General features: G+C 70.5%; 10 protein-coding genes. 8 read left to right on the forward strand and 2 right to left on the reverse strand.

Annotated features, from left to right (window positions below; all coding sequences use genetic code 11):
• The first annotated feature begins 67 nt into the window (after nt 1-67).
• The 8 genes from AB0M02_RS06125 (at nt 68) to AB0M02_RS06160 (ending at nt 9,602) form a co-directional block, all read left to right on the forward strand.
• The gene (locus tag AB0M02_RS06125; RefSeq protein ID WP_364222135.1) at nt 68-1,126 is read left to right on the forward strand and encodes a hydrolase; all 1,059 of its coding nucleotides are present in this window, start codon (nt 68-70) and stop codon (nt 1,124-1,126) included.
• A gap of 70 nt (nt 1,127-1,196) precedes the next feature.
• Complete coding sequence (locus tag AB0M02_RS06130) at nt 1,197-2,072, forward strand: hypothetical protein (RefSeq protein WP_364222138.1); 876 nt, start codon at nt 1,197-1,199, stop codon at nt 2,070-2,072.
• Between the two features lie 70 nt (nt 2,073-2,142).
• Nucleotides 2,143-2,631, forward strand: coding sequence for a hypothetical protein (locus tag AB0M02_RS06135; protein WP_364222141.1), 489 nt, complete (start codon nt 2,143-2,145; stop codon nt 2,629-2,631).
• Nucleotides 2,631-3,989, forward strand: coding sequence for a hypothetical protein (locus AB0M02_RS06140; RefSeq protein WP_364222144.1), 1,359 nt, complete (start codon nt 2,631-2,633; stop codon nt 3,987-3,989). Before AB0M02_RS06135 ends, AB0M02_RS06140 begins: the two co-directional genes overlap by 1 nt.
• The gene (locus AB0M02_RS06145) at nt 3,986-5,299 is read left to right on the forward strand and encodes a VWA domain-containing protein (RefSeq protein ID WP_364222147.1); all 1,314 of its coding nucleotides are present in this window, start codon (nt 3,986-3,988) and stop codon (nt 5,297-5,299) included. Before AB0M02_RS06140 ends, AB0M02_RS06145 begins: the two co-directional genes overlap by 4 nt.
• 11 nt (nt 5,300-5,310) lie before the next feature.
• On the forward strand, nt 5,311-6,423 hold the full coding sequence (locus AB0M02_RS06150; RefSeq protein WP_364222150.1) for an AAA family ATPase: 1,113 nt from the start codon (nt 5,311-5,313) through the stop codon (nt 6,421-6,423).
• The gene (locus AB0M02_RS06155) at nt 6,420-9,146 is read left to right on the forward strand and encodes a DUF5682 family protein (protein ID WP_364222153.1); all 2,727 of its coding nucleotides are present in this window, start codon (nt 6,420-6,422) and stop codon (nt 9,144-9,146) included. Before AB0M02_RS06150 ends, AB0M02_RS06155 begins: the two co-directional genes overlap by 4 nt.
• 30 nt (nt 9,147-9,176) lie before the next feature.
• Nucleotides 9,177-9,602, forward strand: coding sequence for a hypothetical protein (locus AB0M02_RS06160; protein ID WP_364222156.1), 426 nt, complete (start codon nt 9,177-9,179; stop codon nt 9,600-9,602).
• Between the two features lie 159 nt (nt 9,603-9,761).
• On the opposite strand, the gene AB0M02_RS06165 is transcribed toward AB0M02_RS06160, so the two are convergent.
• Nucleotides 9,762-11,738 (reverse strand): endo-1,4-beta-xylanase, encoded by a 1,977-nt coding sequence (locus AB0M02_RS06165; protein WP_364222159.1) that lies wholly within the window; start codon nt 11,736-11,738, stop codon nt 9,762-9,764.
• 1,032 nt (nt 11,739-12,770) lie between these two features.
• Nucleotides 12,771-13,361, reverse strand: coding sequence for a hypothetical protein (locus AB0M02_RS06170; RefSeq protein ID WP_364222162.1), 591 nt, complete (start codon nt 13,359-13,361; stop codon nt 12,771-12,773).
• Nucleotides 13,362-13,450 lie beyond the last annotated feature (89 nt).

Genomic DNA, 13,450 nt, shown 5'->3' on the forward strand with positions numbered 1-13,450 from the left:
TAATTCACGGGCAGCCGGTGAGAGCTGTTACTACCCGGCGTGTCGGGGCGGTCACAGACTCATCAGCATGATGAAAGCGCTGCTCGTCGCGGTTCTGCAACTGGTGCTGCCACCGCCGTCCGGCCCGGCTGACGTCGGCACGGTCACGATGCACCTCGTCGATCGTTCACGGCCCGATCCGTGGGTCGCGACCGAACGCGTACGCGAACTGATGGTCCAGATCTGGTATCCGGCCCGCTCCGTCCACGGACGTGAGCGGGCCGCCTGGGTCTCGCCCGGTGTCGCGGCCCGGATCAACCCACCGGACAGCGGATTCGAGCTGCCGGACACACACGGGTACGTGGGCGCGCCGCCCGCGCCCGGCCGGCACCCGGTGATCCTCTACTCGCCCGGCTTCGGCATCGAGCGGACCAGCGGCACCGTGCTGGCCGAGGACCTGGCCTCGCACGGCTACGTCGTCGTCACCGTCGACCACACGCACGACGCGAACTTCGTCGAGTTCCCGGACGGGCGGATCGCCACCGCCGCGATCCCGCCGCCGGCCTCGCCCGAGGAGGAGGAACGCCTGCTCGGCAAGGTGCTCGACGTGCGGGTCCGGGACACCCGGTTCGTCCTGGACCAGCTGCGGCGCATGCCGCTGTCACGGGTGATGGACCTGTCCCGGATCGGCATGTTCGGCGCCTCGATGGGCGGTGCCACCGCGGCCGAGACGATGCGCCGCGACGGACGGGTCCGTGCCGGGCTGAACCTGGACGGGTCGTTCCTGGGCCCGGTCCTGGACAAAGGGCTGGACCGGCCGTTCCTGATGATGGGCTCGGAGCCCGCCGACGGTGAGCAGGACGAGACCTGGACGCGGATGTGGGACGGCCTGCGCGGGCCGCGGTACTGGCTGGAGCTCGAAGGCGCCGCGCACCTGTCCTTCACCGATTTCCAGGTGCTGTACCCGCAGCTGGGGCTGCCGCCGGAGCAGGTCGAGCCGGTGGTCGGCACGATCGACGGTGAACGGTCGGTGGCGGTTCAGCGGGCGTACGTCCGGGCGTTCTTCGACCGGCACCTGCGGCACCGCGACGGCAGGCTGCTGGACCGTCCGTCGGCTCGCTTCCCGGAGATGCGTCTCCTGCCGTGATCCGCACGGGGCCGCGCATCCATCGTCCACTATGTATTCTCCCCGGCAGCCAACGGGGAGGAGTTCGACGGTGAGACGTGCCCTTGCGACAGTGGCGATGCTCGTGGTGGCCGGCTGTGCCGGGCCGGCCACCACGCCGGCCACCGAGCCGGGGGCGGCACCGGCACCGGCCGGCAATGTCGCCTCGCCCATGCTCGCCGATCTGAACCGGGTCGACTTCCCGCTCGACCACTGGACGACCACCCCGGACGAGTACATCGAGCTCGACTACGCGTCGAAACTGGCGGCCGCCGCCTGCGCCAAGAGGTACGGCTTCGACTGGGACGCGGGCGCGCGGCTCAAGCTGCTGGACTGGAAGGACCGGACGAACAGGCTGGGCCTCGTCGACGAGGACGCCGCGAGGCTGGCCGGCTATCACGAGGACCCGCGCAAGGCGCACCACACCTCGGACCGGGACAACGGCGCCGAGATCACCGAGGCGCAGTCCCGGATCCTGATGGGCCCCGGCCCCGACCTCCCCGAGGGCGGTTGCTTCGGCGAGGGGCGACGCGAGATCGGCTGGGATCTCGACGACGACTTCTGGTTCCAGGAGCTTCAGGCCGAGGCGACGGAACGGGCCTTCGCCGACCGGCGGACCACGAAGCTGCACCAGCGATGGAGTGCCTGCATGGCCGAGTCCGGGCACCGGTACTCCAAGCCGGAGGACGCGGTCGCGGACAGGAGGTGGCCGGACTTCGACACCGCCGAGGCCTCGAAAGCGGAGATCAACGCCGCGGTGGCGGACGTGCGGTGCAAGAAGAGGGTGAAGTACGTCGTCGAGCTGAGCGCGACGCTCACCGGGTTCCAGCAGGAGATCGTCGAGCAGAACGCGGAACGGCTGCGGGCCGCCCGGCAGCGGACGCAGGACGCGCTCAGGAAGGCCGCAGCGGTCCTGGGCGGGCGCTGACCGGGCCGTTCGCGGTTTTGTCGGACCCCTCCGATACAACTACGCCACCTGTTCGTGAGGAGGTCTGGTTGTGACCAGTGATGGTGTCGCCGATGAGCGGCGCGGCGGGGTGCGGGTGATCGCGCCCGTGCGGCCGAGGAAGCTGGCGAAGGTGCCTTTCGTCGAGCTCTCCGAGGGGCGGCTGCAGGGCGTGGTGTCCAGCGGCTCGGACGTGTCGCGGGTCTACGTCTCGTCGATCACCGCGGGGGATCACGGGCTCAGCTGCAACACCAACAACAACCGCCCGTGCGGCGGTCTCAGCGGTTCCCATGCGTGCAACCACATCCGGGCGCTGGTCGACGCCGCCGTCGCTCAGTACGGGTTGGAGAGAGTCGCCCGCTACCTCAAGGCCGAGGGCGGCGACGACCTCTGGGCCGCGCTGCACCCGACCACCGCGCCGAGCCGCGCGGCCGAGGTGTTCAGCAGCTTCCTGCGCCACCTGTCCTACCTGGAGGTGCCGCCGACCACCGACCCGCTGCCCGAGCTGCACTGGTTCCCGGCCGCCGGGGTGGTGCGCTGATGCTCGCCGACGTCCTGCGTTCCTCCCCGGCCGGCCTCGACGAGGCGCTCGCCCTGGTCGACGGGATCGACACCGCGCTGGTGCACGGTCTCACCCGCCTCGACGACGATCGCGCCGCCGCACTGGAGTCGGTGGCCGCCGCGTTCACCGGCACACCGCTGGCCGACCGGGTCACCGACTCGATCGGCAAGATCGTCGCCGGCACGGTGACCGACGAGCACCTCGTCGTGCTGGCCGGCGCCCGGGTCGCGCTGCTCGGCGCCGCCCACGACGCCCTGCTCGGCGGGGTGGACACCGCGCTCGGCCGCTCGCGTGAGCCCTGGTCCGCGCCGGTCGCAGGCCGGGCCGGGCTGACCGGTGCGGGCAGCCGCTCCTGGCTGCGGGAGCTGGCGATCGCGGGCTGGCGCGGCGTCGACCACGAGCTGGCCGCCGGTGCGGCCCAGGCGATCCAGGCGCTGCTCGACGTGCCCGCGGCCCGCCGCCTCGCGGTGCTGCTCGACGGGTTCGCCGCCGAGCTGCGGACCGCCGCGCCGGTCGCCACCCGCTCGTGGATCCCGGTCCGGCGCTGGGCCGACCTGTGGACCCGGGCGCTGATCCTCGCCCAGGACGACTACCCGGTGCCCGGCACCGAGCCGGTGGACGGCCGGCTGCTGATCCTCGGCGTCGACCTGCACGAGCATCCGACCGTCTTCCGGGCGCAGGCGCACGGCCTGCTGGAGACCGCGGCCGGGGTGCGGCTGGTGCGCACCAGCGTGGCCGCCGCCAAGGTCGACACGATCAGCGGGCCGTCCGCCTGGCGCATGCTCACCGCCTTCCAGGTGTTCCGGTCCGCGGTGGCCGAGCACCGGTCGGTCGAGGTGACCGGCATGCTGCTCACCCCGGCCGGCGACCTGATCTGGGACGAGTCCCGGGCGGTCGTGAGCGAGCCGGCCGACCCGTTCACGACCGCCCGGGTGCTGCTCGGCACGGCCACCGCGCCGTCCGCGCTGCCGCTCGACCGGCACCCGTCGGTGATCGCCGAGCCGGTGCTGCTGGAGGGCTACACGGCCGGCGAGGAGTCGCTCGATCTGGGCGGCGTCACGGTCGCCGTCGACATGGAGCGCGTTCCCGAGGCCGGTCCGCTCACCCCGGCGCTGGTCGCGGCCTCCACCGCCTGCCTCGGCCTGCTGCGCTGGGACGGCGGGTGGTCGGTGCAGCCGCTGGCCGTGCAGGCGACGGTGAAACGCAAGGCGGTCGCCGTGCACACCGGTGACTGGGCGCTCGGGCCCACCGAGGCCAAGGCCGCCAAGGCCGAGGCCGCCGCCGGCACCGCGGTCGACGTGCTCCGCGAGCGGGCGGGAAGGTTGCTGCGCAAATGAGTGCGACGGAGAACAGGCGGCAGGTCCTCTACTGGCGGCTGCTGGCCCGGCTCTTCGACCCCGAGGAGCAGGCCGCGCTGGAGTCCGGGAGCATGGCGGTCGTCGGCGACCTGGGCCTGCCCGCGGCGCTGCTCGACCCGGCCGTCTCGGTGGACACCGTGGTCCAGCGGTTCCCGCAGCTGGAGGCGGAGTTCGACGGGCTGATGAGCGGTGCGGCCGATGACCGTGAGGGCGAGGTGCGCCGCGCGGCCCTGGTGTCCAAGCTGCTGCTCAACGTCTTCGCCACCGGGTCGGGCAACGTCACCGCGGAGCAGCTGGCCCGATGGCAGGCCGACGCCGGCTGGTTCGAGCGGGCGCTGGGCTGCACACCCGGTGAGCTGCGCGGGCGGGCCAGCGGCTCGTCGGCCGGTTCTTCCGCCGGCCTCGGCTCGGTTCTGGCCGGTCTCGAGGGTGACCTGATCAAGCGGATGCGGCTGCGTGAGGTGCTGGCCGACAACCGGCTGGCCAAGCAGCTGACGCCCAGCATGTCGCTGATCGAGCAGCTGCTGCGGGACAAGGACAATCTGGACGGTGTGGCGCTCGCCAACGCGAAAGCGCTGATCCGCCGGTTCGTCGACGAGGTCGCCGAGGTGCTGCGGACCCAGGTCGCGCAGGCCAGCGCCGGCACCATCGACCGGTCCATCCCGCCGAAACGGGTGTTCCGCAACCTCGACCTCGACCGCACGATCTGGAAGAACCTGCCGAACTGGAATCCCGAGGACGAGCGCCTCTACGTCGACCGGCTCTACTACAGGCAGACCGCGAAACGGGTCACGCCGGCCAGGCTGATCGTGGTGGTCGACCAGTCCGGCTCGATGGTCGACGCGATGGTCAACTGCACGATCCTGGCGTCCGTCTTCACCGGGCTGCCCAAGGTGGACGTGCACCTGATCGCCTATGACACGCGGGCCCTGGACCTGACGCCCTGGGTGCACGACCCGTTCGAGGTGCTGCTGCGGACCAAGCTCGGCGGCGGCACCGACGGCACCGTCGCCCTCGACCTGGCCCGGCCGAAGATCACCGATCCCCGCAACACCGTGGTCGTCTGGATCTCCGACTTCTACGAGTGGCAGGAGCAGGCGGTCTTCGACGGGATGGCCGCGATCCACCGCTCCGGCGCCCGGTTCATCCCGGTCGGATCCGTGAGCAGCGGCGGGCACCAGAGCGTCAACCCCTGGTTCCGCCAGCGGTTCAAGGACCAGGGCACCCCGGTGCTCTCCGGTCGCATCAAGAAGCTCGTCGTCGAGCTCAAGAACTTCCTCGCCTTCTAGGAGACATCCCCATGAGTGACATGCTGCGCGCCCCCGCCGAGATCAAGTACGCCGAGGAGCTCGACTGGCTCGAGTCGGTCGACGACGGCCCAAAACCGTTCTCCTGGCGGCTCAGCCCCAAGATGGTGCGCCTGTTCGTCCTCGGCTCGGAGCGCGCCGACGGCCTCGACAGGCAGATCGACCAGAAGTGGTTCGGTGACCGCAGCTTCGTCGAGCGGTCCATCGTCACCCTCGCCTCCGACCGCGGGCTGCTGCTGATCGGCGACCCCGGCACCGGCAAGAGCTGGCTCGCCGAGCTGCTCGCCGCCGCGATCAGCCGCAACTCCACGCTGGTCGTGCAGGGCACCGCCGGCACCACCGAGGACCACATCAAGTACTCGTGGAACGTCTCGATGGTGATCGCCAAGGGCCAGTCCCGCGCCTCGATGATCCCGTCGCCGATCATGACGGCGATGGAGGGCGGCGTGATCGGCCGCTTCGAGGAGCTGACCCGGTCCACCAGCGACGTGCAGGACGCGCTGATCTCCATCCTCTCCGAGAAGTACGTGTCCATCCCGGAGCTGGACGACGACAACATCGTCTTCGCCAAGCCCGGCTTCTCGATCATCGCCACCGCCAACAGCCGTGACCGGGGTGTCAACGACCTCTCGTCCGCGCTCAAGCGCCGGTTCAACTTCGTCCGCATCCCGGTGGTGACCAACAAGAAGAGCGAGGCCGAGATCGTACGGTTCCGGACCGAGGAGCTGCTCCGCCGGCACAACATCGAGCTGGAGGTGCCGCCCTCCCTGCTCGACGTGCTGCTGCAGAGCTTCGCCGACCTGCGCGCCGCGGCCACGGCGGCGAGCAGCGACGACGAGCGGCTGGAGTCGGCGCTCTCCACCGCCGAGCAGATCGGTGTGCTGGAGGACGCGATCCTGCACAGCAACTTCTTCGGCGCCGCGGCCCTGACCTCCGAGGCGCTCGCCGGTTCGCTGGTCGGCTCGCTCGCCCGGCGCAGCCCCGAGGACCTCGCCATCCTGAACAAGTACTGGCACGGCGTCGTCGAGCCGCGCAGCAAGGACCAGGGCGGCGAGTGGGACGGCTTCCTGGAGGGCGGTCGCAAGGCGATCGCCACCCTGTCTTGAGCGGGCCCTTCGAGGGTCTCCGGTCGCAGCTGCTCGGTGCGGCCGAGGCCCTCGCCGAGGGTCCGGCAGCGCTGCCGGAGATCCTCGCCGGCATCGTCGACGACGTCGACCACGCGCTGCGCGAGCCGCTCGAGATCTTCCCGGTCTGCCACCACTCGCCGGCCTCCGGACTTGCCATGGTCCGGCGGCTGCGGGAGAAGCAACCCCGGGTGATCTACCTGGAGCTCTGCGAGGACCTCGGGCCGCTCCTCACCGAGCTGCGCAACTGCCGGCTGCCGGTGGCGCTTCAGGCGTACGCGTCCGAGCTCGACGGCTTCCCCAAGGAGTCGGCGCCGCTCAGTGTCATCGCGCCGATCACCGAGGCCTCCGCGGAGTATCAGGCGATCGTGTACGCACTGGAGACACCCGGCGTCGAGCTGGTCCTGGTGGACCGGTCGACCGACCACGTGTTCCAGTGGCAGCCCACCGTCGAGGCACACCCGGGCGAGGAGCCGGAGGAGGACCTGCACGGCGACGCGGTCGGTGTCGAGATCGGTGATCTGCGGCCACGGTTCACCGAGCTGGAGGAGCACCTGTTGCACCACGGCCGGGTGCGGCACTGGTCGGAGTGGTGGGACCAGTACGTCGAACAGCCTCTGGCGAATGCCGACTACGAGACGTACCGGCAGGTCATGGTCCTGATCGGCAGCCTGTTCCGCCGGCTCGCACCGCACGACACGCGGCGGTTCGCGAGCGACGAGGACCGCGAGCGGCACATGTGGACGCGGATCCGGGAGCACCTCGCCGCCACCGGCACCGACCGCGCCGACTGCCTCTACGTGTGCGGGGCCTTCCATGCCGCCAGCCGGCTGCCGGAGGTGGGTTCCGAGCCGGGCACGCCGGACTTCGCGATCACCGCGCGGACGGCGACGAAGTGGCTCTACGGGCTGATCCCGTCCAGTCAGTCGGCGATCGAGGCGCAGTTCGGGCTCGCACCCGGTTCGGTGTCGATCGCGGCGGCCACGTGGCGCAAGCAGCTCGGCCGGAGCCGGCTCGTCCCGTTCCAGTTCAAGGGGAAACGGGCGCTGCCCGCTCCGGTCGCTGTTGCTGAGCCGGTGACCGACCAGCTCAGCGGTTATCTGTCCGGGCCGCCGGCGCTGGACGGCCTCGACGAGGAGGAACTGCGGGGCTGGTGCGTCGACATCGTGCGGCTCGCCCGGCGCAACGGCTATCTGGCCTCGACCGCTGACGCGATCGCCGTCTTCGAGACGTCGATCCTGCTGGCGGGGATGCGGGGGCGGGCGCGGCCTACGCCGTACGACTTCCAGGACGCGGCGGTCACCTGCATCGAGAAGGACACCGTGCCGGGCCGCCGCGACGTGCGGCGGCTCTGCGAGATCCTGCTCGGTGGCGACCGGATCGGCCAGGTCGGCTACGAGGCGCTGCCACCGCTGGCCCGCGACGTCCACGACCGGCTCGCGCCGCTCGAGCTGAACCTGGAGCAGCGCACCATTCAGCGCGCGCTGCTCGACCTGGCCGCCCGGCCCGAACTCGCGGCCTGCTCACAGCTGCTCTGGATGCTGCGTTACCTGCTGCCCGACCAGGCGGTGCGGCCGATCATGGGCTCCCGGCGGCTCGGCGAGAAGCACATCCAGGAGAGCTGGGACCTCGACCTCGGCCGGCACCAGCGCACGATCATCGAGCTGGGGTACGAGGGCGTCACCGTCGAGCAGGTCCTGGAGCAGCGCCTGCGCCGCGACGCGTGGGACCCGAAGGCCACCGCGGCCACGGCACTCAAGGCGGTCGAGCACTCGCTGCTCTTCCTGGAGAGCCCGAGGCTCACCGACGAGCTGGGCGGCCGGGCCGTCGAGCTGCTCGCCGCCGAGCGTGCGGTGGACGACGCGCCCACAGTCCTGCGGCGGATCCGCCGGTTGCTGGCGCACTACCGGGCCACCGAGCCGGCTCTGCCGTCGTGGTGCGAGCGGTTCGTGACGGAGGGGTACGCGCACTACTGCACCCTGCTGCCGGCCGCCTTCGTCGAGGAGGAGACCGGGGTACGTCAGGTCGGCGCGATGCTCGGCTTCCTGTTCAGCATGGAGAGCCTGGCGCTGTCACTGGGGTGCGACCGGACGCAGCTCGAGTTGGCCGTACGTCAGTCGCATCCCGAATCGCCGGCGAAAGTCGCCCTCCTCTGGGCGGCCCGGCACCAGCTCGGCGCACTGTCCCTGGCCGATCTGCGGACCAGGGTCGACGAGCTGCTGGAAAACCCGCTCGTCGTGCCGGCGTTCCCGCAGTACGTGAGCGGCTTCGTGCAGGCGCTGGAACCGGTGCCGCGGCTCGCGCCGTTCGTCGTGGAGACCCTGTCCAAGGCGTTCGGCAGGCTGCCCGACCCGGTGCTTCTGCCGTGGCTGCCCACGCTGATCACGACGTTGCGCGCGCAGGCGGGCGAGCTGGTCCCGGTCCTCACCCGGGAGGCGGGCCGCACGTTCCCGGGCACCCTGGCCGGGATCGACTCCTGGACGCCACCCTGGAACACCCAGCGCGCGGCTCCGGTCGCCGCGACCCGGCCGGCCGGGCCCGCGGTGATGTTGCTCGCGGCGCATCCGGACACCACGGACGGGGTGGCGTCGCTGCTGGGCTGCGCGGGAGGGTGGGCGGCTGTCGAGGCCGGTCCGGTCACCGCCGCGCTGCTCGTGGAACACCCGGCATCCGTCGGCGCGGTTGCCGAACTGCTCGGTGCATGAGTTCGTGCATGAGTTCGAAAGAGGGAAGTTGTGGGCGCATCAGGCTGGGATTACGTCACGCCTTACGAGCCGGACCTGCGCACGGCTCTGATCCGGCTGATCGGCCGGGTCTTCGAGTCGGGGGAGTATTACTGGGCCGGTGAGGGTGAGCCGCCTACTCACTTCGGTGACCTGTTCAAGGACGAGGTGGTTCAGGAGGAGGGGACACACTCGATCCTGGACTGCAACAACATCATCGGCCCGGACACGCCCGACGGGTTCGGGACACTGCGGCTGTTGCGGGCGGAGGAGAGCCAGCGGTACTTCGGGTCGGCCACGCCGACGCGGGAGCAGTGGGAGAAGGGGTACGCCAACGGTTCCCTGGTGATCGGTGAGCGCTGGTGCGGCTGGTTCGTGGTGCTCTACCGGGACGGCGAGCCGAGCGAGATCGCGGTCTGGGGCATCTCGGGCGACTGAGAAAGTGTGGTGAGCGGCCGGGCCGATGTAGGGGATGGCCCGGCCGCATCGGCCTTCCGCGCGGGGGATCGTCGTGCGGAAGGCCTCACCTCGGGGAAAGGCTGCTGCCTTGTCGGGACCGGCCGGCAGGCCCCAGCGCTGCCGGCCGCTCCCGGGTCTCTAGATCACCGTGCAGGTGGTGCCGTTCAGGGTGAAGGCGGCCGGGGCGGGATTGCTCCCGGTCCAGCTGCCGAGGAAGCCGAACGAGGCGGTGCCGCCGGAGGACAGGGTGCCGTTCCAGGAGGCGTTCTTGACGGTGACCGCGGCTCCGGACTGGGTGAGCGACCCGTTCCACAGCTGGGAGATCGTCTGGCCGCCGGTGTACTGCCAGGCCAGTGACCAGCCGTTGACCGCCGCGCCGCCGGTGTTGGCGATCTTCACGTCACCCTGGAAGCCGCCGGGCCAGGAGCCGGTGACGCGGTAGGTCACCGAGCACGCCGCCGCGCCGCTCGGGCTGGAACTCGGGCTTGCGCTGGGACTGGAACTCGGGCTCGAGCTGGGGCTCGTGCTTGTGCTCGGGGACGGGCTCGTGCCGATTTTCGAGGGGTCCACAACACCCCAGTACGCGTTCTTCGCCTGGAGCCGGGTGTCGAACAGCAGCGGTGCGTCCTTGCGGGTCACCGGGAACGTGTCGAGCCAGGTGTTGTCGTCGGCCAGGCCCCACAGGGTCACCGAGGTGATCTGCGAGGCGTACTTGCGGAAGAGCGCGAACATGTCGCGGTAGACGTACGCCTGCTGCAGCAGCCGGTCGGCCGGCGGGGTGGGGAAGTTCTCGCCGCTGTTGGTGTAGATGCTGACGTCCATCTCGGTGACCTGCTGCTCCAGGCCGAGCGGGGCGAACTTCTGCAGCATCGCCTCGGTCTCGGAGATCGTCGGCCAGCTCACGTTGATGTGCATCTGGTGGCCGACGCCGTCGATCGGTACGCCCTCACTCTTCAGCTGGGCGACCAGGTTGTAGAGCTTGTCCCGTTTCGACGTGACGTTCGTGTTGTAGTCGTTGATGAAGAGCTTGGCGTTCGGCAGGACCTCCCGCGCGACCCGGAACGCGGTGCGGATGTAGTCGAGGCCGGCCACGTTGTACCAGTTGCTGCGCCGCAGGCCGTCCGACTGGTTCTCGTCGATGACCTCGTTCACCACGTCCCACACGCCGATGTCCGAGCCGTAGTGGCCTGCCACGTTGCGGATGTGGTTCTCCAAGCGGGCGAGCAACAGCTCCTTGTCCTCGGCGGTGGCGGTCATCGGCTGACCGTCGGCGCCGACGAAGACCCAGGCCGGAGTCTGGTTGTGCCAGACCAGCGTGTGCCCGCGGATCGCCTTCCCGTTCGCCTTCGCCCAGGCGATCAGCGGGTCGGCCTGCGCGTACGTGAACGCGTTCTCGGTCGGCTCGGTCGCGTCCCACTTCAGCGCGTTGCCCGGCGTGACGCTGTCGAAGTGCTTGTTCAACAGCTGACCGTGCTCGGTGACGATCTCGGCGCCGGTGATGGCCGCGCCGACGGGGAACTCGGTCACCACGTCCTTCACCGAGGGGATCGTGGTCTGGATCGGCAGCGCCGGCACGTAACTCACGATCACGTCGTCGATGAAGAACGACCCGGTCGTGGAGGCGGTCTCCACGTAGACACGGAGGAACTCGACGTCGGTGGCCAGCGTGTAGCGGCCGGTCAGGTTCACCCAGCCGCCACTGTTCACCGCTGTGTTGCCGACCACCTGGTCGTAGGCGGCCACGCCACCGGTGCGGCGCTCGACACTGAGCCTGGCGTTGTCGGTGCCGCTTGCCAGGCGTACCCATGCAGAAATCGTGTAGGCAGTGCCCTTCTCGAACACGTCCAGCACGTCCAGCGACGGCCCCTGCCAGGTCGCGGTCCGCCCGGTGATCGACAGGCTCCCGGTACCGCCGTGCGCGACGGTGGTGCTGTGCGTCAGGGTCTCGGCTGAGCGGCCGGACCAGCCCTGGACTGTGCCGTCCTCGAAGTCGCTGGTCACCACGGTGATGGGGGTGGGGTCGTCGGCCGCGTTCGCCGACGAGGTGAGGGTGATTGCGGCCAGGGGAGACGCGACCAGGACGGTGGTCACGGCCAGCCGCGCGAGAGCGCGCATGCGGGTGGTCCTTCGCGTGATGGGGGTACGCGGATAGGAGAGTGACCGTCATCGTTACATGGGAGCGCTCCCACTACAACATCATGTCCAGAATGTTTCCTGCCCTCTCCCGCCGGCCGTCGGTGGTGCCACCGTCGGTGGTGCCCAGGTCGCCGTTTCAGCGGGCGGCCCCAGGTCGCGGGCTGGCGCCCGCGCCGCTGGTCGGAGCCGCCTGTCCTGTCTTGCCGCCGGCCGTGCCCGCTCGGTTGGCGCTCACGCCACTGGTCGAGGCCGCCAGTCCTGTCTCGCCGCCGGCCACCCCGCGTTCTTGGCGCGGGCGACCTCCCGAGATCTTGGAGAGTTGCGGTTCGAGTGTGGCTGTCCTGTCCGAGGCATTTGTCATCAGTTGTTGATCACGGTGATCTGGTTCTTTGTCGGGTGCGGGTGGCCGGTGGCGGGCCCGAAGACGCGCCTTGCGGAAACCTGCTGTCGCTAGGACCGCACCAGGATTCCGCAGGGCGCTGAGGGGTGGCGTTGGCCGGGCCTCGTACGGTCGAGGTTGTGATTTTCGGGCATCCGGCCGAGCCCGACGCTGACCGGGACGGGCGTTGCGGCCGTGACCACCCACCCCGGGCGCTGGCTAGCCGACCGCAACCATCCACCAGCCGGGACTGGCGCTGCGGGTCGGAGAGTTGAACGCCCTGTCGGCGAGCAGGTGGGACGGCAGGACGAGTGCCGCTGCCCCGGGCGCTGAAGTGGTTGCGGCGGCGAGTGACACGGTCACTGTTTCGCTTCCGCGTCTGCGAGTCCGCTGTCCTCAGCCGTCGCATGATCGCCGACCCGTCCGCGCTGGCCGCGTCAGCGCCTGCTCGCTCCCGAGCCCGCCGTCTCCGAGCCCGCCCGCCCGGAGCTCGCCCGCCCGGAGCTCGCCCGCCGGGAGCTCGCCCGCCCAGAGCCCGCCCTCCTCAGGGGGCAGCCCCCGCTGGACAGTGTGGTGGGGTGGGGGGATCTTTGGGGCGGGGGCTGTGGATGGAGGGGAACTGTGGATAACGGTCAGCGGACCTCCTGTACCACGAAGTCCTGGTTGTTGGTGGGGCAGGACGGGTGGGGCGGCGGATCGTAGGTGTAACCCTGACCGCCGACCGGGAAGCCGCCCAGGTTCACCGTCTGGCCGTCGGTGAGGCGGACCAGCTTGCCGGAGTCGGGTTCGCGGAACTGGACCGTCGACGGGGAGGCGGGGTCGACCCAGGCCTGCTTGTCGGGCCAGATCAGTAGGACCGGTGAGTCGGGCGGGCCCTGCAGGTAGGCGCAGTGTTCGGTCAGGTGGAACGTGACGCCGGTGTGGGAGCCCTGGTCCGCGCCTACCCAGTCGATCACCTGGACGAAGACGAGGGGGCCCTGTGAGGGCTGAGTGCCCTCGGCGAAACCCGAGTCGGAAGGTGGCGGGGAAGGCGAGGAGCGCGGCGGGATCGAGACCGTCGAGACGGCTGGGCTTGCGGAGACGGGAATGTTGGAAACCGGGGGCCGGTGGGCGGAGGCGTCGCCGCAGCTGGTGAGGGTGAGTAGAGCGGCGGCGGCTGCGGCGGGCACTCGCATGGTGTTCATCAGGATCGGACGGTTGCCGCAGCGGATCAGTTCCGGCACGGAGGGTAACGTGGCTTTTGCGTGGCTGCGCCCCGAGATGTGGGATCTTGCGTACCGGAAACCGTCAGAGGGCTCACGGGGAATTCTTA

Origin of the sequence: Actinoplanes sp. NPDC051861 (assembly GCF_040681145.1) — a bacterium.
In the GTDB taxonomy this organism is placed as follows: Bacteria; Actinomycetota; Actinomycetes; order Mycobacteriales; family Micromonosporaceae; genus Actinoplanes.

Bases quoted from the DNA above. Each gene is read 5' to 3' on its own strand.
- AB0M02_RS06125 (WP_364222135.1), top strand. From the start codon at position 68: ATGATGAAAGCGCTGCTCGTCGCGGTTCTGCAACTGGTGCTGCCACCG.
- AB0M02_RS06150 (WP_364222150.1), top strand. From the start codon at position 5,311: ATGAGTGACATGCTGCGCGCCCCCGCCGAGATCAAGTACGCCGAGGAG.
- AB0M02_RS06140 (WP_364222144.1), top strand. From the start codon at position 2,631: ATGCTCGCCGACGTCCTGCGTTCCTCCCCGGCCGGCCTCGACGAGGCG.
- AB0M02_RS06165 (WP_364222159.1), bottom strand. From the start codon at position 11,738: ATGCGCGCTCTCGCGCGGCTGGCCGTGACCACCGTCCTGGTCGCGTCT.
- AB0M02_RS06145 (WP_364222147.1), top strand. From the start codon at position 3,986: ATGAGTGCGACGGAGAACAGGCGGCAGGTCCTCTACTGGCGGCTGCTG.